The sequence below is a fragment of the Massilia norwichensis genome, assembly GCF_024753245.1.
GTDB lineage: Bacteria > Pseudomonadota > Gammaproteobacteria > Burkholderiales > Burkholderiaceae_D > Telluria > Telluria norwichensis.
In genome coordinates this window covers 1-20,410 of the sequence record NZ_JANUGX010000041.1, presented here as the reverse complement: position 1 = coordinate 20,410, position 20,410 = coordinate 1, and the positions used below count along the sequence as shown (strand labels likewise).

21 protein-coding genes are annotated in these 20,410 nt (G+C 65.1%); 15 read left to right on the top strand and 6 right to left on the bottom strand.

The genetic code is table 11. The features are described from left to right. Window positions 1-35: 35 nt before the first annotated feature. Window positions 36-938, bottom strand: a complete 903-nt coding sequence (locus NX782_RS24480) for a LysR family transcriptional regulator (RefSeq protein ID WP_258848111.1) — start codon at window positions 936-938, stop codon at window positions 36-38. A gap of 96 nt (window positions 939-1,034) precedes the next feature. Here NX782_RS24480 and NX782_RS24475 point away from each other — a divergent pair, with 96 nt between their 5' ends. Both NX782_RS24475 and dctA read left to right on the top strand, forming a co-directional pair. Then, window positions 1,035-2,051, top strand: a complete 1,017-nt coding sequence (locus NX782_RS24475; RefSeq protein ID WP_258848110.1) for a YeiH family protein — start codon at window positions 1,035-1,037, stop codon at window positions 2,049-2,051. A 291-nt stretch (window positions 2,052-2,342) separates the two neighbouring features. Continuing rightward, complete coding sequence (dctA, locus tag NX782_RS24470) at window positions 2,343-3,665, top strand: C4-dicarboxylate transporter DctA (RefSeq protein ID WP_258848109.1); 1,323 nt, start codon at window positions 2,343-2,345, stop codon at window positions 3,663-3,665. Between the two features lie 71 nt (window positions 3,666-3,736). Here the strand turns inward: dctA and NX782_RS24465 are convergent, their stop codons facing one another. The 4 genes from NX782_RS24465 to NX782_RS24450 all read right to left on the bottom strand — a co-directional run bounded on the left by NX782_RS24465 (window position 3,737) and on the right by NX782_RS24450 (window position 7,038). Beyond that, on the bottom strand, window positions 3,737-4,474 hold the full coding sequence (locus tag NX782_RS24465; RefSeq protein ID WP_258848108.1) for a sulfite exporter TauE/SafE family protein: 738 nt from the start codon (window positions 4,472-4,474) through the stop codon (window positions 3,737-3,739). Window positions 4,475-4,483: 9 nt separating this feature from the next. Beyond that, window positions 4,484-5,479, bottom strand: coding sequence for an Ldh family oxidoreductase (locus tag NX782_RS24460; protein WP_258848107.1), 996 nt, complete (start codon window positions 5,477-5,479; stop codon window positions 4,484-4,486). 72 nt (window positions 5,480-5,551) lie between these two features. Continuing rightward, window positions 5,552-6,721, bottom strand: coding sequence for a UxaA family hydrolase (locus NX782_RS24455; RefSeq protein ID WP_258848106.1), 1,170 nt, complete (start codon window positions 6,719-6,721; stop codon window positions 5,552-5,554). 35 nt (window positions 6,722-6,756) lie between these two features. Continuing rightward, window positions 6,757-7,038: a UxaA family hydrolase gene (locus NX782_RS24450; RefSeq protein ID WP_258848105.1), complete on the bottom strand. Its 282-nt coding sequence runs from the start codon at window positions 7,036-7,038 to the stop codon at window positions 6,757-6,759. Between the two features lie 194 nt (window positions 7,039-7,232). Between NX782_RS24450 and pyrC the strand changes: the two genes are divergently transcribed. From pyrC to NX782_RS24410, 8 genes are all read left to right on the top strand, one after another. Then, window positions 7,233-8,282 (top strand): dihydroorotase, encoded by a 1,050-nt coding sequence (pyrC, locus tag NX782_RS24445; protein ID WP_258848104.1) that lies wholly within the window; start codon window positions 7,233-7,235, stop codon window positions 8,280-8,282. Window positions 8,283-8,288: 6 nt separating this feature from the next. Continuing rightward, a complete protein-coding gene (locus tag NX782_RS24440) occupies window positions 8,289-9,122 on the top strand; it encodes a DUF3025 domain-containing protein (RefSeq protein ID WP_258848103.1) in 834 nt (277 codons plus the stop codon). Further along, on the top strand, window positions 9,119-10,120 hold the full coding sequence (locus NX782_RS24435) for a Gfo/Idh/MocA family protein (RefSeq protein ID WP_258848102.1): 1,002 nt from the start codon (window positions 9,119-9,121) through the stop codon (window positions 10,118-10,120). Before NX782_RS24440 ends, NX782_RS24435 begins: the two co-directional genes overlap by 4 nt. Then, entirely contained in the window at window positions 10,117-10,491 is a 375-nt protein-coding gene (locus NX782_RS24430; protein ID WP_258848101.1) for a 50S ribosome-binding protein YggL, read from the top strand. Before NX782_RS24435 ends, NX782_RS24430 begins: the two co-directional genes overlap by 4 nt. 150 nt (window positions 10,492-10,641) lie before the next feature. Then, on the top strand, window positions 10,642-11,007 hold the full coding sequence (locus NX782_RS24425; protein ID WP_258848100.1) for a hypothetical protein: 366 nt from the start codon (window positions 10,642-10,644) through the stop codon (window positions 11,005-11,007). Window positions 11,008-11,077: 70 nt separating this feature from the next. Beyond that, on the top strand, window positions 11,078-11,620 hold the full coding sequence (locus NX782_RS24420) for a hypothetical protein (RefSeq protein ID WP_258848099.1): 543 nt from the start codon (window positions 11,078-11,080) through the stop codon (window positions 11,618-11,620). A gap of 134 nt (window positions 11,621-11,754) precedes the next feature. Then, window positions 11,755-12,096 carry a hypothetical protein gene (locus NX782_RS24415; RefSeq protein WP_258848098.1) on the top strand — a complete coding sequence of 114 codons (342 nt, stop codon included), beginning with the start codon at window positions 11,755-11,757 and terminating at the stop codon, window positions 12,094-12,096. A gap of 101 nt (window positions 12,097-12,197) precedes the next feature. After that, window positions 12,198-12,467 (top strand): hypothetical protein, encoded by a 270-nt coding sequence (locus NX782_RS24410; protein ID WP_258848097.1) that lies wholly within the window; start codon window positions 12,198-12,200, stop codon window positions 12,465-12,467. Window positions 12,468-12,486: 19 nt separating this feature from the next. Here the strand turns inward: NX782_RS24410 and recG are convergent, their stop codons facing one another. Further along, window positions 12,487-14,604, bottom strand: a complete 2,118-nt coding sequence (gene recG / locus NX782_RS24405) for an ATP-dependent DNA helicase RecG (protein WP_370661836.1) — start codon at window positions 14,602-14,604, stop codon at window positions 12,487-12,489. 87 nt (window positions 14,605-14,691) lie between these two features. On the opposite strand from recG, the gene queA reads away from it, so the two are divergent. The 5 genes from queA to secF all read left to right on the top strand — a co-directional run bounded on the left by queA (window position 14,692) and on the right by secF (window position 20,361). After that, window positions 14,692-15,711 carry a tRNA preQ1(34) S-adenosylmethionine ribosyltransferase-isomerase QueA gene (gene queA, locus NX782_RS24400; protein ID WP_258848132.1) on the top strand — a complete coding sequence of 340 codons (1,020 nt, stop codon included), beginning with the start codon at window positions 14,692-14,694 and terminating at the stop codon, window positions 15,709-15,711. A gap of 5 nt (window positions 15,712-15,716) precedes the next feature. Further along, a complete protein-coding gene (gene tgt / locus NX782_RS24395; RefSeq protein WP_258848095.1) occupies window positions 15,717-16,856 on the top strand; it encodes a tRNA guanosine(34) transglycosylase Tgt in 1,140 nt (379 codons plus the stop codon). A 210-nt stretch (window positions 16,857-17,066) separates the two neighbouring features. Beyond that, a complete protein-coding gene (gene yajC / locus NX782_RS24390; RefSeq protein ID WP_258848094.1) occupies window positions 17,067-17,402 on the top strand; it encodes a preprotein translocase subunit YajC in 336 nt (111 codons plus the stop codon). A gap of 28 nt (window positions 17,403-17,430) precedes the next feature. Beyond that, complete coding sequence (gene secD, locus NX782_RS24385) at window positions 17,431-19,323, top strand: protein translocase subunit SecD (RefSeq protein WP_258848093.1); 1,893 nt, start codon at window positions 17,431-17,433, stop codon at window positions 19,321-19,323. Window positions 19,324-19,338: 15 nt separating this feature from the next. Next, window positions 19,339-20,361, top strand: a complete 1,023-nt coding sequence (gene secF, locus NX782_RS24380; protein ID WP_258848092.1) for a protein translocase subunit SecF — start codon at window positions 19,339-19,341, stop codon at window positions 20,359-20,361. Window positions 20,362-20,410 lie beyond the last annotated feature (49 nt).

Here is a 20,410-nt window from a genome sequence, read left to right as displayed (position 1 = left end):
AGGCGCACGCTTCGGCTTGAATTCATGCACATCATCTAATTGAATAAGGGCCGTGCGCGATCTGTGCCGCACAGCGCCAGCAGCGCCTCGATGCCGGCAGTGCGGTACTTCTGTTTGTGCAGCAGGATGTGCAGCGAGCGTGTGAGCTTCAGGAAGGGTGTTTCGATCGCCACCAGGTTGCCGCGCTCAATCGCGCCGGCCAGGGCGGTAAGCGAGAGGCAGGAAATGCCGATCCCGGCCTCGACCGCGCGCTTGATCGCCTCGGTGCCCCCCAGCTCCATCGCCAGACGGATATCGCCCAACTGGCTGGTCAACAACTGTTCGACCACCTCGCGCGTGCCGGAGCCGCGCTCGCGCAGGATCCATTCGGCCTGGCGCAGGGTGTCGATGCTGGCGCCGCCCGGCCGTGCCAGCGGATCGTCCAGCCGGGTGCAGACCGCCAGCCTATCCTCGCGCCAGGCGATGGCCTCGACGTCCGCATGCATGCACGGTCCCTCGACGAAGCCGACGTCGATCTCGAAATTCAGCAGCGAATTGATCACCTGCTGGGTGTTGCCGACCTCGAGCTGGATCCGGCTGCCGGGCCGTTGCGTGCGGAGCTGCCCGATCAGGCGCGGCAGCAGGTAATTGCCGATGGTGGAACTCGCGCCCAGCCGCAGGTTGACCGCACGGCCGTCGCCGTCGAACAGACCCTCGATCTCCTGGGCGCGCTCGATCATCTCGACCGCCTTCGGATACAGCATGCGTCCGTTCTCGTTGAGGGCAAGGCGCCGGCCGATCCGATCGAATAGCAGGGAGCCGAGCTGGCGCTCGAAGTCGGCCAGCGCCATGCTGGCAGCCGATTGCGTCATGCCGATCGCAGCGGCCGCCTGGGTAACGCTGCCTTTTTGCGCAGTAGCGACGAAGACTTCGACTTGTCTTAGAGTGGTATGCAACATTGCTTATCAGTTCTACTGATTAATCATATCAATATAACTCGTTTTTATAATGAATAGGGGGCGGGTAGCCTGTGTTGAACAACATAGGAGGAATACATGCTTTACCCAAACAGCCGCTCCACCCGATATGGCCATGGCCTGGCACTGGCGGCGCTGATCGCTGCCGTCGCGATCTGGGGAGCCGGCCTGCCGGCCGTGCAGGGTCTTGGCGTCAGCGCGCTCACCCTCGCCATCGTGCTGGGCATCGCACTCGGCAATACTGTCTTTCCGCGCATCGCCCCGTTCAGCGCCGATGGGGTCGAATTTGCCAAGACCCGCCTACTGCGGCTGGGAATCGTGCTGTACGGTTTTCGCATCACCTTCCAGGACATCGCCCATATCGGCTGGGCCGGCATCCTGATCGACGTCCTGATCATCGGCGCCACCTTTACCCTGGCGGTGCAGCTCGGTACCCGGGTGTTCGGCCTCGACCGCCAGACGGCGATGCTGATCGGTGCCGGCAGCTCGATCTGCGGCGCCGCCGCCGTCATGGCGACCGAACCGGTGGTGCGTGGCCAGGCCCACAAGGTGTCGGTGGCAGTGGCCACTGTCGTCATCTTCGGCACAATCGGCATGTTCGTCTATCCGCTGCTGTATCCCTACCTCCAGCTGTCCGAGACCGCTTACGGCCTGTATGCCGGCTCCACCATCCACGAAGTCGCGCAAGTGGTGGTGGCCGGGCGTGCGGTCAGCGAAGCCGCGGCGTCCAGCGCCGTGATCGAAAAGATGCTGCGCGTGATGATGCTGGCCCCTTTCCTGGTGATCCTCAGCAGCCGCGTCGATGCCAGCGACGGCGAATCCCAGCGCCGCATCACGATCCCATGGTTCGCGCTGCTGTTCATCGCCGCCAGCGGCCTGAACTCGCTGCACCTGCTGCCGGCCGGCGTGGTGGCGGCCATCCTGCAGGTCGACACCGTGCTGCTCGCGATGGCCATGGCCGCCCTTGGCCTGCGTACCCACGCCGGTGCGGTGCGGCAGGCGGGTGCCAAGCCGATCCTGCTGGCGAGCGTGCTGTTCCTGTTCCTGATGAGCGGCGGCTACATCATCAACCGCTTTGTCAGCGCTATTGTTTAACCATGGAAAGAGGTGATTCCCATTTATAAATGATATAGATGATCTATTTGACATTCGATGAAACGCTGCGTTAGCATGACTTTCACGGCCCCAGAGGCCCACCATGAGGAGACGAACATGCGCTGTTTCGTACCGCCCCATCCCGGCTGAACCCACATCAGTACCAGACATCATCGAGCGGGCGGCTGCCCGCATTAACGGCCGACCTGCGTTCCCCGTGCCCGCCACAGAGCGGATCCCGAGATGGCGACAGCCGCACGGACTCAATCAGAGCAGTATCAGGAGGAGAACATGAGAAGCTCGCTTTTTCGCAGTCTGTATTTCCAGGTCGTGGTGGCACTTATCGCCGGCGTCGCAGTCGGCCATTTTTATCCGGCCATCGCCGTCGACCTGAAGCCATTCGGCGACGCCTTCATCAACGGTATCAAGATGGTGATCACCCCCGTCATCTTCTGCACCATCGTCTCCGGCATCGCCGGCATGGAGAGCTTGAAGAAGGTCGGACGCGTGGGCGGCAAGGCCGTCCTGTACTTCGAGGTCGTGACCACGGTGGCGATGCTCATCGGCCTGGTGGTTGCCAACGTGGTGCAGCCGGGCGCCGGCATCAATGCCGACATCGCCTCGCTCGACCAGAGCGCGGTGGCGGCCATCGCCGACAAGGCCCATCCGCAGACCACGGTCCAGTTCCTGGTCGGGATCATCCCGTCCTCGGTGGTCGACGCCTTCGCCAAGGGTAACCTGCTGCAGGTGCTGCTGTTCTCGGTGCTGTTCGGTGTCAGCCTGTCGATGCTGGGCGAGCGTGGCTACAAGGCGCGCGAGATGATCGACGAATTCGGCAAGGCCTTGCTTGGCATCGTCTGCATCGTGATGAAGCTGGCGCCGATCGGCGCGTTCGGCGCGATGGCCTTCACGGTCGGCAAATTCGGCATCGGCACGCTGCAGCAGCTGGCCTTGCTCATCGCCTGCTATTACGCCACCACCATCATGTTCATCGGCGTCGTGCTGGGTTCGATGGCGCGTCTGGCCGGGGTCTCGCTGTGGAAGCTGATCAAGTACCTGCGTGAAGAGATCTTCATCGTGCTGGGCACGGCCAGCACCGAATCCGTGCTGCCGCAGCTGATGCTCAAGCTCGAACGCCTGGGTGTGGCGCGCTCGGTGGTCGGGATGGTGGTGCCGACCGGATACTCGTTCAACCTGGACGGTGCCGCGATCTACCTCACCATGACTTCGCTGTTCATTGCCCAGGCGCTGAACATCGATCTGAGCCTGTGGCAGCAGCTCGGCCTGCTGGCGATCCTGATGCTGACCTCGAAGGGTGGTGCGGGCGTGGCCGGCGCGGCGCTGGTGGCACTGGCGGCGACGCTCGGCTCGACCCACATCGTGCCGGTGGCCGGCATTGCGCTGGTGATCGGCGTGGACCGCCTGATGAACGAGATCCGTGCACTCACCAACTTGCTCGGCAACGCGGTCGCTGCGCTGGTGGTGGCGCGCTGGGAAGGCGAGATCGACCTGGTGACGGCGCGCGGCGTGTTGAGCGGCGAGATCGTGCCGGTGGTCGAGGACGAGAAAGGGCTTGCGCGGCCGGTTCAGGGGGCGCCGCAAATCCTTGCCTGAATCCGGGGCGAATCCTTGATGGGGCGAAGGGCGGAGTGGCGCCCTTCGCCTTTTCCGTTTACGTGCAAGGCTCAGGCATTACGCAATATCAGGCTGATACCGCCGATGATGAGGACGCCCCAGATCGCCTGCACCACCCGCGCCGCCGGCAGGCGGCTGTGCAGGTGGCTGCCGAGCCACAAGCCGCCCATCGCGAACGGGAACAGGATCGCCGCCAGCAGCAGCAGGCTGCGATCGTGGTACAGGCCCGCGCTCGAAAATAGCGCCAGACGTGCCGCGCCGCTGAAGAAGATCACGCCGCTGATCGTGGCGCGCAGCACCAGCTTGTCCTGCACGCGGCGCGTCAGGTAGATCGTATAGAACGGCCCACCAGTGCCGAACATGGCCGTGAACATGCCGCCGACCACGCCGAAGGGCAGGGCCCAGCCGGCGCCGAACGGCTGCGGCGTACGCCGCAGCAGCAGGCTCCAGGCCGAATAGCAGAGAATGAAGATGCCCAGCACCAGCAGCAGGACGCGCTCCGGCGCGCGCACCAGGGCGAATACGCCGAGGCCCATCCCGGCCAGCATGAAAGGCAGCAGGCGCAGGACTTCGCGGCGTTCGATCACCTTCAGGTTTTTCAGGCCGAGCAGCAACCCCGATGTCAGGTCGTAGACCAGCATCAACGGCACCGCCACCTTGAGGGGAATGAGCTGCACCAGCAGCGGCATGGCCGTGATCGACGAGCCAAACCCGGTCAGGCCAAACACGGTGTATGCAAACATGACGATCAGCGCCAGCAGCGCGATCGTGTCGAATCCGAACGCCATCGAACCTTTCTACAAGGATGCCAACTGATCGAGCAGGACGGCCGACACCTCGATGCCCTGTTCCTGCGCAAGCCGGGCCAGCCCGTGCCTGCGCGCGCCGGGCAGGCGCACGTCTTCGTCCGCCAGCATCGCAGCGATCAGGGTCTCGATCCGCTCATGGAACACATCGCGGCCCGCCAGCGCGGCGGTGTCCACCACCAGGAAGGCCTGGCCGATGCGCGGCCGCTTGCCCTCGTCCGCAAAAAACGAATCGGCCTCGAAGCCGAACGCCGCACCCGTCAGCGCACAACATAATAGCTCAACAACGAGCGCCAGCATCGCCCCCTTGACGCCGCCCATCGGCAGCATCATCCCGTCCAGGCCGGCGCGCGGATCGGTGGTGGGCTTGCCGTTCCGGTCGAGCGCCCAGCCTGCCGGAATCGGCTGGCCTTCGCGAGCCGCCACCATCAGTTTGCCGCGCGCTGCCTCGGACAGCGCCAGGTCGATCACCAGCGGTGGGGCGGCGCGGCGCGGGAAGATCGCCGCGATCGGATTGGTGCCGAACAGCGCACGCTTGCCGCCCCAGGCCGGCATCGCCGCCGGCGAGTTGCCGAACGCCAGCCCGACCATGCCGGCGGCGGCTACCGGTTCGAGGTGCACGGCGGCGGCCCCGAAGTGGTGGCTGTTGGTCACGCCGGCAAACGCGGCGCCACTGGACCGCGCGGCGCGGATCGCTTCCGCCAGCGCCAGCTCGCAGGCCGGGAAGGCCAGTCCATGGCCGGCGTCCACCAGCAGGGCCGCCGGCCGTGCGGCCACGAGGCGCGGCTGTGCGTTGCCGTCGACGCGGCCGTTGCGCAGGTGGCTGCAGTATTGCGGCACGCGCGACAGGCCGTGCGAAGCCAGGCCCTGCGCTTCGGCCGCGACCAGGGCGCGCGCGGTGACCCCGGCCATGACGGTGTTGGCGCCGGCGCGCAACAGCGCAGCGGCGGCGAGGTCGGTGAGTTCCGGAAGGATTAGTCTGGGCATGGCTTGCTGCGATCACGGAATCGCCAACGCCGCTCCCGGCACTGCCGGCAGCGGCGATGGCCAAACGGGGCCTTACGCGCTTTCGTACAGGCGCGTCAGCACGAACTCCCTGTGTCCCAGCGCTTCCGCCGCGGTCATGCGGCCGTTCGCGGTGCGCAGCATGCATTCGAGGAGCTTGTCACCGGCGCCGTCCATGTTGATCTCGCGTTGCAGCAAGCCCGACGTGTCGACGTCGATGTGCTCGGCCATGGTGCGGACAGTCTTCGGATTCGCGCAAATCTTGATCACCGGGACGATCGGGTTGCCGATCACGTTACCCTGGCCGGTGGGGAAGAAGTGCACCGCATAGCCGGCGGCCGCGCACAGGGTCACCATCTCCGCCGCGGCGGACGATGAGTCCATGAACCACAAGCCGGGACCGGTCGGCGCTTCGGCCTTGTCGAGCACGCCGTGCACCTGGCAGCGCTTGCCGATCTTCTGGATGTTGCCGAGCGCTTTTTCCTCGATCGTCGTCAGGCCGCCGGCAATATTCCCCTTGGTCGGCTGCGAGTCCGACAGGTCGGAGGTCTTGTAGCGGTTGATCATGTCCTGGTACTTGTTGAAGGTCGTCATGAACTTTTCCTTCACGTCCGGCGTGGTGCAGCGCGCCGCCACCAGGTGTTCGCCGCCGGTCAGCTCCGAGGTCTCGCCGAACAACAGGGTCGCGCCCAGGTCGTACAGCTTGTCGAAGGCGTTGCCGACGGTCGGGTTGGCGCCGCAGCCGGAGGTGGTGTCCGATTCGCCGCATTTGGTCGACACCCACAGTTCACCGATCGCGCAGGTTTCGCGCTGCTTTTCGGAAGCCCACTGCACCAGCTCGCGGGCCGCCTTCGAGGCACGCATGATCGTGTCGTGGTCGCCATGGCCCTCGATCGCGAAGCCCTGCACCGGCTTGCCGGTTTTGGCGATGCCGTCGACGATCAATTGGGTCCACTGCGGCTCGATGCCGATCACCACCACGGCGGCCACGTTCGGATTCGACCCGGTGCCGATCAGGGTGCGGAAGTGCAGCTCCAGGTCGGCGCCGAACTGCAGGCGGCCGTAGGGGTGCGGCAGGGCCATGGTGCCCTTGATGTTGTTGGCCACGGCCTCGGCGGCGGCATTCGAGATGTCGTCCACCGGCAGCACGATGACGTGGTTGCGCACGCCGACGCGGCCGTTTTCGCGGCGGTAGCCGAGGAAGGTGGTGTCCTGGGTGATCATTTGCTTGTCTCCGTTCGGTTCAATGGTGGGGTGGCTTACCAGCGCTTGGTCTTGACGTTCTGGACGTGCAGGTGTTCGCCGGCCGCGATCGGGGCCACCACCTTGCCGATGTCGACGCCGTACTTGAACACGGTGTCGCCGACCGCCAGCGGCTTCAGCGCGATCTTGTGGCCGATCGGAATATCGCTGGCCGTGCGCATTTCCACCACCTGGTCCTGCTCCATGATCCAGCCGTTCAGCGAGGCGCCGGATTTGACGCCCTCGACCACGACCGTTCCCACCGAGTCGCCCTCTTCGTGCACCACAAAATGAATCATCTTCGTCTCCTTTGTCCGGTCGGTTCGATGTGGACCGTGAAATCATCCTACGCCGCGAATTCATACGTGTCAACCATATCATCTATATGAATTATCGCGATTCCGTAAGGAAATATACGGCTGGCGGAAGCGTGACGCGTGTCCGGATCGAGGGCTGAAGGTAAAATGTCGCGGTTCGCAATCCGAGAGCCGCCATGTCCATCATCGAATTCCCCGACACCATCACCCTCATCCGCCCCGACGATTGGCACCTGCACCTGCGCGACGGCGCGCACATGGCCAGCGTGCTGCCGCACACCGCGCGCCAGTTCGCCCGCGCCATCGTCATGCCGAACCTGAAGCCGCCGGTCACCACCGCGGCGGACGCCGCCGCCTACCGCGACCGCATCCTGGCCGCACTGCCGGCAGGGATGTCGTTTGAGCCGCTGATGACCCTGTACCTGACCGACAACACGGACCCGGACGAAATCCGCCGCGCCCAGGACACCGGCTTCATCCACGCCGTAAAACTGTATCCGGCCGGCGCCACCACCAACTCGGCGGCCGGCGTGACCGACCTGCGCAAGTGCTACAAGACGCTCGAGGTGATGCAGGAACTGGACATGCCGCTGCTGGTGCACGGCGAAGTCACGAACCACGACATCGACCTGTTCGATCGCGAAGCCGTGTTCATCGAGCGCGTGATGCGCCCGCTGCGCCGCGACTTCCCGGAACTGAAGATCGTGTTCGAGCACATCACCACCCGCGACGCCGCCCAGTACGTGGCCGAAGCCGAAGGCCCGATCGCCGCCACTATCACCGCGCACCACCTGCTGTACAACCGCAACGAGATCTTCAAGGGCGGCATCAATCCGCACTATTACTGCCTGCCGGTGCTCAAGCGCGAAGAACACCGCCTGGCGCTGCTGACCGCCGCCGCCAGCGGCGACGAGCGCTTCTTCCTCGGCACCGACTCGGCGCCGCACGCGGTGCACGCCAAGGAAAGCGCCTGCGGCTGCGCCGGCTGCTACACGGCCCTGCACGCGATGGAGCTGTACGCCACCGCCTTCGAGCAGGCCGGCGCGCTGGACAAACTGGAAGCCTTCGCCAGCCTGAACGGCCCGGCCTTCTACGACCTGCCGGTCAACGAAGGCACGGTGACCCTCAAGCGCGAGACCTGGACGATTCCGTCCAGCGTGCCGATGGGCGAGCACGAGCTGGTGCCGCTCGACGCCGGCCAGCCGCTGCACTGGAAGATGTCGTAAGCGCGGATGTTCGCGCAGATCGATTGGGCGCGGCCCTGGTATGACGCGGTGCGCCCGGCCTTCGACAGCCTGGCGCCGGATGCGAACGGCACTGAAGGCTTCATCGACGCCTTCAACGCCAACGCGGCCAGGCTGGGCCTGCAGAACCACCGCGGCCAGCCGATCCGCTTCGTGCCCCAGGCCGACCTGCCGCCGGACACCGCCTACGAGGAATTCATCGGCGCCAGCGGCTGCGTGCCGACGCGCGAGAACCTGCACGACTTCTTCAATGGCCTGGTGTGGCAAACCTTCCCGCTCATCAAGCGCGAGCTGAACGCGCTGCAGGCGGCGCAAATCGCTGCCGCGGGCGTGGGCAAGTCGCGCGGACCGGCGCGCGACGCCGCCACCATCTTCGACGAGAACGCCGCACTGCTGGTGGTGCGTGATGGCGACGCCGGCCGCATGCTGGTCGAGGGCCTGCGCGCCCACCAGTGGCACGACACGCTGTTCGTCCAACGGGCCTTGTTCGGTGCCGGAAGCACGGCCGAGGTCTGGCTGTTCGGCCACGCGCTGATGGAAAAACTGGTGGCGCCGCGCAAGGCGATCACCGCGCACACGCGGGTCCTGTTCGCGCCGGACGCCTGGTTCGGCCTGGCGTGGGACGACCGGCGCGCCTGGATCGACATGCAGGTGGCCGGCCAGCTCTGCGTGGAGGGCTTGAACACCGCCGCCTTCACGCCGCTGCCGGTGCTGGGCGTGCCCGGCTGGTGGGGCGGGCAGGACGAGGCTTTCTATCTCGATCAGACCGTATTTCGCCCCAAGCGGGCGGACAGACAGGTAACCCAAGGAGGAAAAGCATGACTGATGTGGTTCGCTGGGGCATCCTCGGCACCGGCAAGATCGCCAGGGCCTTCGCCAACGCGCTGAAGGACACCCCGAACGCCGTGCTGGCCGGCGTCGGTTCGCGCGGCTTGGAGAGTGCGAAGACCTTCACCGACGAATTCGGCGGCACGGCCTACGGCTCGTATGAGGCGCTGGCGCAGGCCGGCGACATCGACCTGGTCTACGTCGGCACGCCGCACCCGGCCCACGTCGACAACGTGCGCCTGGCCCTGAATGCCGGCAAGGGCGTGCTGTGCGAGAAGCCCTTTACCATGAACCGCAGCGAGGCCGAAGAACTCGTCCAGCTGGCGCGTTCGAAAAGGCTGTTCCTGATGGAGGCGATGTGGACGCGCTTCATGCCGGCGCTGGCCGAGGTGCGGCGCGTGGTCGACTCCGGCGAGATCGGCAAGGTCACGCAGGTGATCGCGGACCTCGGCTTCAAGGCCGACTTCGGACACGAGCATCGCGTGTTCAACCCGGTGCTGGGCGGCGGCGCGCTGCTCGACCTGGGCATTTATCCGCTGTCGATCGCGGTGGCGCTGCTCGGACCCGTCGCGTCGGTAGCGGCGCAAGCCGAGATCGGCCCGACCGGCGTCGACGAGCAGACCGGCTTCGTGCTGCGCCACGTCAATGGCGGCATGTCGGTGTGCAGCTGCTCGCTGCGTGCACGGCTGCCGAGCGAGCTGACGATCGCCGGCGAAAAGGGGCATGTGCGCATGAACACCATGTTCCACCGGGCCCAGACGGTGACGGTGGCGCGCGCCGACGGCATCTCGCGCACCGTGCCCACGCCTTTCCTGGGCAACGGCTATGTGCACGAAGCGATCGAAGCGCAGCGCTGCTGGCAGGCGGGCCTGATCGAGAGCCCGGGCATGACCCACGAGGACACGCTGGCCCTGATGGGCGTGATGGATGAAGTGCGGCGCCAGATCGGCGTGCACTATGAAGCAGACAATCAACAAGGAGAAAAACCATGAAACGCGATCCACGATCGACCAGCCGCATGCGGCGCCTGAACACCCGCCAGCGCAAGAAGCAGCGCGTCGGCGAGTTCAAGGAGCATTGCTTCGACATCGAACTGAAGTTCAACAGCCCGATGCGCGGCGAGCCTTACCACGACTTCATCAACGATTTCTTCGGCTTCCTCGAGCAGCGCGGCCTGCTGGGCGGCGGTTTTGGCGGCAAGGAGCCGTTCACCGAGACCGAAGGCGTGATCGCCAACATCGAGCGCGGCTCGCCCGGCGAGGAAGACCGCGAGGCGGTGGTGCAGTGGCTGCGCGGCCGTCCGGAAGTGGTCGATGCCCGCGCCAAGGACTTCAAGGATGCCTGGCACGGCTACGGCTTCTGAAGCCGCGCCGACATGCTCGAGTTGTAAGCATTTGTCAGCACGGTAAGCCTTTGTAAAGCCCGTCAACAGGGCAGCGATGGTCCGCGTTTCAGGGACAAGTGACACGCAAACGTGCACTGACAACCCCGAGACAAAACTGAGGACCACATCATGCAAAAGACCATCGCTACCCTGATCGCCGGCCTGTTCGCCACCGCAGCATTCGCAGCACAGACGCCTGCAACGACCACCCCGACGGCGACCACCCCGGCCGTGGCGAAGGCTGAAGCCAAGCAGGAAAAGCAGGCTGCAAAAGCGGAAGTGAAAGAAACCAAAGCCGCTGCCAAGGCCGACGTCAAGGAAGCCAAAGCTGCAGCCAAGACCGAGGTGAAGGAAGCCAAGGCCGATGCCAAGGCGACCAAGGAAGCCGCGAAAGCCGATGTGAAGGAAGCCAAGGCCGAACACAAGGCAGCCAAGGCCGAACACAAGGCCGAGCACAAGGACACCACCGTCGCTGCCGCCACCCCGGCCAAGTAATCGCGCTCATCCCGAATGACAGGTCCGCATGACGCGGGCTTGTCGACAGCTTACCGTGAGGACCACCACCATGAAAAAAACCATCGTTACCGTGATCGCCGGCCTGTTCGCCACCGCTGCATTCGCACAAGCGCCCGCTCCGAAGACCGCCGTGCTGGTACCCACTGCCGAAGTGACCAAGGCCAAGGCAAGCGACACCAAGGCGGACCAGCATGCCGCAGTCGCCAAGACCGACACCAAGGCCACCAGGACCGACGTCAAGGAAACAGCATCTTCCGACGTGAAGCCTGCCAAGGCCGAGCCCAAGAAAACCAGGCACACCAAGACCGCCCACAAGACCGCGCCCAAGGCCAGCGTGAAAACCGACGGCGACACCGCCACCGACACCACGACCGCCACCGAAGCTGCGACCCCGGTCACGCCTGCTACCCCGGCCACCGCCGCGACCCCGGCAACGCCGACCGCGACGACGACCACGACCACGACCGCGACGCCAGTGACCCCGGAAACTTCGGACACCCCGGTGGCACCAGCCACGCCTGCCGTCCAGGCCAGCCCGGCAACGCCTGCCGCGCCGACCACCCCCGCCGCGCCGACCACGACGACCAACTGATCGCCTTCAAGGCACGAAAGCCCGCCCGGGTCGCCAGGCGGGTTTTTTTTGCCGCATGCATATCCGGTTTTGTTTGACACTGCCGCCCGCCGCATCGATACTTTTCGCAGCCCTCATCTCCGAAAAGGAAACCCATGATCCGCCGCGCCATCCTGCTCGCCGCCTGCCTGTGCGCAGCCCAACCCAGTTTCGCGGACCCGGTGCCGGTTCCCGCCGACAAAGCCGCCTACGTGGGAGAGTGGCTGGGCAAGGACATGCGGCTGAACATCAAGCAGGACGGCCACGTCGAGTACAAGCGCAAGCAGCCCGGCAAGGACGTGAACCTCAACATCGACCTGCAGGGCTTCCACGGCGACGATTTCGACGTCGGTTTCAGCCTGGTCCGCTCGACCTTCGTGGTCAGCAAGCCGCCGCACCGCGAGGGCGGCAAGTGGAAGATGACGGTGGACGGCGTCGAGCTGACCAGGACCGAATAAGCTTCGCTCGGCCCACGGCCGGCACGCCGGCATTCGCGGAACAGGCCGTATTGACGGCCGGGTGTACATTAGGGGCTCAGCCCACGTGGAGGAGCATGCCAATGAAACGCACGATCGCCACCCTGAGCGCCTGCCTGTTCGCCGGCGCCGCATTCGCCCAGGCGACGCCTGCCCAGGCGCCATCCCAGACCACCACACCGGATTCCAGCACTTCGCCCGCCGTCGCCAGGGCCGCCGCCGCGCACGAGAAACAGGCAGGCGAGAAACCGGCGGCGAAAGCCGATGCGAAGAACAAGAAGTCCAAGGACAAGGCCAGCAAGAAGCGCAAGCAGGACGACGGCCACGTCAGCAAGCAGGACACCACGGCCTGAGGCCGGCCAGCGGCCCTGCTTACACCTTGAGGAATTCCTCGCGCCCGCCCAGCCAGCGCAGCAGGTGGGCATCGACGATGGCCTCGGCTTCCGGCCTGTCGGATGCCAGCAGCCAGGCCGCCACGTCGCGCGCCTGTTCGACGATCCACTGGTCGGTTTCCAGGTTAGCGAAGCGCAGCATGGCCTCGCCGGACTGGCGCGCGCCGAGGAATTCGCCGGGGCCGCGGATTTCCAGGTCGCGGCGCGCGATTTCGAAGCCGTCCGTGGTCTCGCGCATCGTCATCAGGCGCTGCTTGGCCACGTGGCCGAGCGGGCTCTGATATAGCAGCAGGCAGACGCTGGCCGCCGAGCCGCGGCCCACGCGGCCGCGCAGCTGGTGCAGCTGCGACAGGCCGAAGCGCTCGGCGTGCTCGATCACCATCAACGAGGCGTTCGGCACGTCGACCCCGACCTCGATCACGGTGGTGGCCACCAGCACGTGCACGTGGCCGGCCGAGAAGGCATCCATGATCACCTGCTTTTCCGCCGGCTTCATGCGGCCGTGGACCAGGCCGACCACCAGGTCGGGCAGGGAGGCGGCCAGGGTCTCGAAGGTGTCGGTGGCGGTCTGCAGCTGCAGCGCTTCCGACTCTTCGATCAACGGACACACCCAGTAGACCTGGCGGCCTTCGAGCGCGGCGGCGTGCACGCGCTCGATCACCTCGTCGCGCCGGTTCTGGTCGATGGCGCGCGTGACGATGGGCGTGCGGCCCGGCGGCAGTTCGTCGATGACGGACACCTCCAGGTCGGCGTAGTAGGTCATCGCCAGCGTGCGCGGGATCGGCGTGGCCGACATCATCAACTGGTGCGGCACCAGGCCGTCGCTGCCCTTGTTGCGCAGCGTGAGGCGCTGGCCGACGCCGAAGCGGTGCTGTTCGTCGACCAGCACCAGGCCGAGCTTTGCGAACTGCACCGAGTCCTGGATCAGGGCGTGGGTGCCGATCACCAGGTTGGCTGCGCCGGTCTCCGCCATCTCGCTGGCAGCCTGCTTTTCCTTCTTTTTCAGGCTGCCGGTCAGCCAGGCGACCTTCACGCCCAGCGGTTCCATCCAGGCCGCGATCTTGCGGAAGTGCTGCTCGGCCAGGATCTCGGTCGGCGCCATCAGCGCCGCCTGGTAGCCGCTGTCGATGGCCTGGGCGGCGGCCAGCGCCGCGACCACGGTCTTGCCGCTGCCGACGTCGCCCTGCAGCAGGCGCTGCATCGGGTAGCCTTCGCGCAGGTCCTTGCTGATTTCCTCGACTACGCGCGCCTGGGCATTGGTCAGCTTGAACGGCAGCGCCTGCAAAAACGCTTCGGACAGAGCGCCGACGGTACCCAGCTGCGGCGCCCCCTTTTCGCGGCGCGCCTGCTGGGCGCGTTTCAAGGACAGCTGCTGGGCAAGCAGCTCGTCGAATTTCACCCGGGTCCAGGCCGGGTGGGTCTTTTCGATCAGCGCGTTCTCGTCGACGTCCGGCGGCGGGTAGTGCAGCAGGCGCACGGCCGGCTGGAACTCGGCCAGCGACAGTTTTTCGCGCACCGCGCGCGGCACGGTGTCGGTCCAGTCGACCCGTTTCATGGCGTCCGCGATCGCGCGCCGCAGCACGGTCTGCGACAGGCCTTCGCCGGCCGGGTACACCGGGGTCAGGGAGGTCGGCAGCGGCGCGCCCTCGTTGACGATTTTATAAACGGGGTGGACCATTTCGGCGCCGAAGAAGCCGTGGCGCACCTCGCCGCGCGCCCGCACGCGGGTGCCTTCCGCCAGCTGCTTGACCTGGCTGCCGTAGAAATTCATGAAACGCAGCTGGATGTCCGAGGTGTCGTCGGCCAGCGTTACCAGCAGCTGCTTGCGCGGTTTATACGTGATTTCATTCTTGGTCACGATGCCTTCGACCTGCGACACGTGGCCGCCGCGCAGGCAGGCCTCGCGCACCGGCACGATCTCGGTTTCGTCCTCGTAGCGCATCGGCAGATGCAGCACCAGGTCCATGTCGGTGCGCAGGCCGAGCCTGGCGAGTTTGCTCTCGATGGTCTTCTGGACCGGCGTTGCTGCTTTGGCTTTTGGCTTGGCGGCGGCTTTGGCCGGGGCTTGGTCCGCGGCTTTGTCTTTGGTTGCGGGCATAAAGGCTGGTGTAAAATAGAGGGTTCGCCGCATACGCTTGAGCTTATATTGTAAGGCTCCTGGCACTGTTTTCCCATCATGAGCAGAATCTACTCCCTCTCCGATTTCGATTTCGACCTGCCGGAAGCGCGCATTGCGCAGGTGCCGCTGCCGGACCGCAGCGCCTCGCGCCTGCTGCAGCTGGACGGCGACCAGATCGCCGACCGCCATTTTGCCGACATCCTCGACCAGCTCCAGGCCGGCGATGTGCTGGTGATGAACAATACCCGCGTGCTGAAGGCGCGCTTCTTCGGCCAGAAGGAATCCGGCGGCCAGGTCGAGGTGCTGGTCGAGCGCGTGCTCGACAACCGCACCGTGCTGGCGCAGGTCCGCGCGTCGAAGTCGCCCAAGCCGGGCAACCGCATCCGCCTGGCCGACGCCTTCGACGTCACCACCGGCGAGCGCGCCGGCGAGTTCTTCACCCTGCATTTCGAAGGCGATGTGTTCGACCTGATCGAGGCCCACGGCCGCCTGCCGCTGCCGCCCTACATCGCCCACGACGCCGACGAATTCGACGAGCAGCGTTACCAGACCGTCTATTCGAAGGAGCCGGGTGCGGTCGCCGCGCCGACCGCCGGCCTGCACTTCGACCAGCCGCTGCTCGATAAACTGGCAGCGAAGGGGGTGAAGATCGCCTACGTCACCCTGCACGTGGGCGCCGGCACCTTCCAGCCGGTGCGCGTCGAGAACCTGGCCGAGCACAACATGCACAGCGAGTGGTACACGATCGCCCAGGAGACCGTGGATGCGGTGCGCGCCGCCCAGGCCGCGGGCCGCGACGTGGTGGCGGTCGGCACGACCTCGCTGCGGGCGCTGGAATCGGCGTCGCAGTCGGGCCAGCTCGAAGCCGGCAGCGGCGACACCCGCCTGTTCATCACCCCGGGCTACCAGTTCAAGACCGTGACCCGCCTGATTACGAACTTCCACCTGCCCAAGTCGACCCTGATGATGCTGGTCTCGGCCTTTGCCGGCTACGACGAGATCCGCAAGGCCTATGCCCACGCGATCGCCAGCGAATACCGCTTCTTCAGCTATGGCGACGCGATGCTGCTCACCCGTAAAGATTGATACCGATGCTGGAATTTACCCTTCTCAAAAAAGACACCAGCGGCCTGTCGCACGCGCGCCGCGGCCGTTTGAAACTCAACCACGGCACCATCGAAACGCCGATCTTCATGCCGGTCGGGACCTACGGTTCCGTCAAGGCGATGGACCCGACGGAACTGAAGGAAGTCGGTTCGCAGATCATCCTCGGCAATACCTTCCACCTGTGGCTGCGTCCGGGCACCGAGGTCATGGACAAGTTCGGCGGCCTGCACGGCTTCATGGGCTGGGACAAGCCGATCCTGACCGACTCCGGCGGCTTCCAGGTGTTTTCGCTGGGCGCGATGCGCAAGATCACGGAAGAGGGCGTCAAGTTCGCCTCGCCGATCGACGGTTCGCGCCAGTTCCTGTCGCCGGAAATCTCGATGCAGATCCAGCGCTCGCTGAACTCGGACATCGTGATGCAGTTCGACGAGTGCACGCCGTATGAAATCGACGGCCGCCCGGCCACCAGCGAAGAGGCCGCCAAGTCGATGCGCATGTCGCTGCGCTGGGCCCAGCGCTCGATGAACGAGTTCAATCGCGGCGAGAACCCGAACGCGCTGTTCGGCATCGTCCAGGGCGGCATGTACGAGCGCCTGCGCGACGAATCGCTGGCGGGTCTGGAAGACATCGATTTCCCGGGCCTGGCGATCGGCGGCCTGTCGGTCGGCGAGCCGAAAGAGGACATGATGCGCATCCTCGAGCACGTCGGCCCGCGCCTGCCGGAAAACAAACCGCACTACCTGATGGGCGTCGGCACCCCGGAAGACCTGGTGGCGGGCGTGGCCAACGGCGTCGACATGTTCGACTGCGTGATGCCGACCCGTAACGCGCGCAATGGCTGGCTGTTCACCCGCTTCGGCGACCTCAAGATCAAGAACGCGCGTTATAAAGACGACACGGCGCCGCTGGACGAATCCTGCACCTGCTATTGCTGCAAGAACTTCTCGCGCGCCTACCTGCACCACCTGCACCGCTCGAAAGAGATCCTGGGTGCGCGCCTGAACACCATCCACAACCTGCACTACTACCTGAACCTGATGCAGGAAATCCGCGATGCGATCGATGCCGACCGCTTCCACGAGTTCCGCCTGCAGTTCAATGCCGACCGCGCCCGCGGCGTGTAATTTTATGCATCGTGGGCACGGTGTGCCCACCCTACGTGTCGTGGCTATTCGTAGGGTGGACACCCCGTGTCCACGCCAGCAGCATTAATTTTCCTGCAACGTCTTGCAATCAAGCATCGCGCTCCCACATGCCCCAAAACTGGTTGTTGACAGTTTGCGGGTGCTAGAATACAGCGCTTGTTTTTTCACATTCTTATAATCGGAGTCCTTGTGTTCATTTCCAACGCTTACGCCCAAACCGCTGCCGGCGCCGCCGATCCTGGCCTGATGGGTAGCCTGACGACGTTTGCCCCGATCATCATCATGTTCGTGGTCATGTATTTCATCATGATCCGTCCGCAGCAAAAGCGTCAGAAAGAGCTGAAGTCCATGATGGACGCACTGGCCAAAGGCGACGAAGTGATCACCATCGGTGGCGTCCTGGGCCGCGTGTCCAAAGTCGCCGAAGCCTATGTCACCATCGAAGTGGCCGCAGGTACCGAAATCGTGGTGCAGAAGAACGCCGTCACCACCCTGCTGCCGAAGGGCACGCTGAAGGCCCTGTAACTCCTTAACCCGCCGCACGGCCCCTATCATGAATCGCTACCCCCTCTGGAAGTACATACTGATCCTGGCAGCAGTGCTGCTCGGCCTGCTGTACACGGCGCCGAACTACTTTGTCGACTCGCCGGCGCTGCAGATCACGACCTCGAAAGCGACGGTCAAGGTCAACAGCGGTACCGTCACCCAGGTTGTCGAGGCACTCAAGCGCGACGGCCTCCCGGCCGAGACCGTGAGCCTGGAAGGTTCTGGCGACACCAGCGCCGTGCGTGCGCGCTTTACCAGCACCGACGCCCAGTTCAAGGCCAAGCTGGCCCTCGAACGCGACCTCAACCGCGACCCGGCCGACCCTGACTACATCGTCACCGTCGGCCTGGCGAAGAACACCCCGATGTGGATGCAGAAGCTGGGCGCGCAGGCGATGAACCTGGGCCTGGACCTGCGCGGCGGCGTGCACTTCCTGCTGCAGGTCGACACCAAGGCGGTCGAGGAAACCCGCGTCAAGAGCATCCAGACCTCGGCCCGCCAGCTGCTGCGCGACCAGAACGTGCGCCACGCCGGCATCGATCGCGTCGGCAACCGCGTCGAGATCCGCTTCCGCGACGCCGAGACCCGCGCCAAGGCACGTTCCGTGCTGGCCAACCAGAATCCCGACCTGAACTTTGCCGAAACCGCCGACGGCACCGACCTGAAGCTGGTCCTGACCCTGAAGCCGGAAGCACTGCAGAAAGCGGTGGACGATGGCGTCAAGCAGAACATCAGCACCCTGGGCAAGCGCATCAATGAACTCGGCACCACCGAGCCGGTGATCCAGCAGCAGGGCCGCGACCGCATCGTGGTGCAGCTGCCGGGCGTGCAGGATGTCGCCCACGCCAAGGACATCATCGGCCGTACCGCAACCCTCGAATACCGCGTGACCGACGACACGATCACCCCGGGCACCGAACTGACCGCCGCGATCCCGCTGAATTCGGAACTGTTCACCCAGGGCCGGGATGTGCCGGTGGTGGTGTCGAAGGACGTGGTGGTGACCGGTGAATCGATCATCAGCGCCACGGCCAGCTTCGACCAGAACCAGCGCCCGGCCGTGAGCATCGAGCTGAACGCCGAAGGCGGCCGCAAGATGCGCGCCATGACCCGCGAGCGCGTCGGCAAGCGCATGGTCGCGCTGCTGAAGGAAAAGGGCAAGTACACCGTGCTGCAGGTCGCGACCATCCAGAGCGAATTCGGCGCGAACTTCCAGACCACCGGCATGCGCAGCCCGCAGGAAGCCGCCGAGCTGGCCCTGCTGCTGAAAGCCGGCGCGATGGCGGCGCCGACGGATTTCATCGAGGAACGCGTGGTCGGCCCGCAGCTGGGCGCGGAGAACATCTCCAAGGGTCTGCATTCGACCCTGTGGGGCTTCGTGGCGATCGCGGTCTTCATGATCGTCTACTACCAGCTGTTCGGCTTCTTCAGCGTGGTGGCGCTGGCCTGCAACCTGCTGTTCCTGCTGAGCTTGCTGTCCATGATGCAGGTCACGCTGACCCTGCCGGGCATCGCCGCAATCGCGCTGGCGCTGGGTATGGCGATCGACGCCAACGTGCTGATCAACGAGCGCATCCGCGAGGAACTGCGTGCGGGTAACACGCCGCAAGCGGCGATCGCGGCCGGCTTCAGCCACGCCTGGGCGACCATTCTCGACTCGAACGTGACCACCCTGATCGTCGGCCTGGCCCTGCTGATATTCGGCTCGGGCGCGGTGCGCGGCTTCGCGGTCGTGCACTGCCTGGGCATCCTGACCTCGATGTTCTCGGCCGTGTTCCTTTCGCGCGGCGTGGTGAACCTGTGGTACGGCCGCAAGAAGAAGCTGGGCAAGATCGCCATCGGTACCGTCTGGGAACCGGGCATCACGGCGGCGGGCGCCAAGTCCGCAGCCAAGAAATAAGCAGCGAGGAAAGACATGGAATTTTTCAAGATTAAACGGGACATCCCGTTCATGCGCCATGCGTTGATCTTCAACGTGATTTCGGCGCTGACCTTCGTCGCCGCGGTGTTCTTCCTGGTGACCCGCCCGCTGCACTTCTCGGTGGAATTCACCGGCGGCACGACCATGGAGCTGCGTTATCCGCATGCGGCCGACCTGGAGAAGATTCGCAGTACCCTGGAAAAGGCCGGCTACGAACATCCGGAAGCGACGCCTTTCGGTACCGCCCAGGATGTCCTGCTGCGCCTGCCGATCCGCAAGGATCTGCCGGGCGCGACCGCCTCGACCACGGTGTTCAACGCACTGTGCACGGCCGAGAACGGCACGACCAAGCAGATCCAGCAGACCACCGAGAAGGGCGAGACCGTCAGCCGCAACACCTGCGTCAACGCGGCCGGCGCCGAAGCGGTGCACCTGCAGCGCGTCGAGTTCGTCGGCCCGTCGGTCGGCGACGAGCTGGCCCAGAACGGCCTGAACGCGCTGATCATGGTGGTGATCGGCGTGGTGATCTACCTGGCCGTGCGCTTCGAGTGGAAGTTCGCGGTGGCGGCGATCATCGCCAACCTGCACGACGTCGTGATCATTCTCGGCTTCTTCGCCTTCTTCCAGTGGGAGTTCTCGCTGACCGTGCTGGCGGCGGTGCTGGCGGTGCTGGGCTACTCCGTCAACGAATCGGTCGTGATCTTCGACCGGATCCGCGAAACCTTCCGCAAGCAGCGCAAGATGAGCGTGACCGAGGTCATCGACCACGCGATCACCAGCACCATCTCGCGTACCATCATCACCCACGGTTGTACCGAGATGATGGTGCTGTCGATGCTGTTCTTCGGCGGCCAGGCCCTGCATTACTTCGCCGTCGCGCTGACCATCGGTATTCTGTTCGGTATCTATTCGTCGGTGTTCGTGGCCGCCGCCATCGCCATGTGGCTGGGTGTGAAGCGCGAAGACCTGATCAAGCCGATCAAGGAAAAAGACGAGACCGACGGCGCCGTCGTTTAAGCCGTCCGCATGTTGAAAAGCCGCCCGGCCCTGGCCGTGGCGGCTTTTT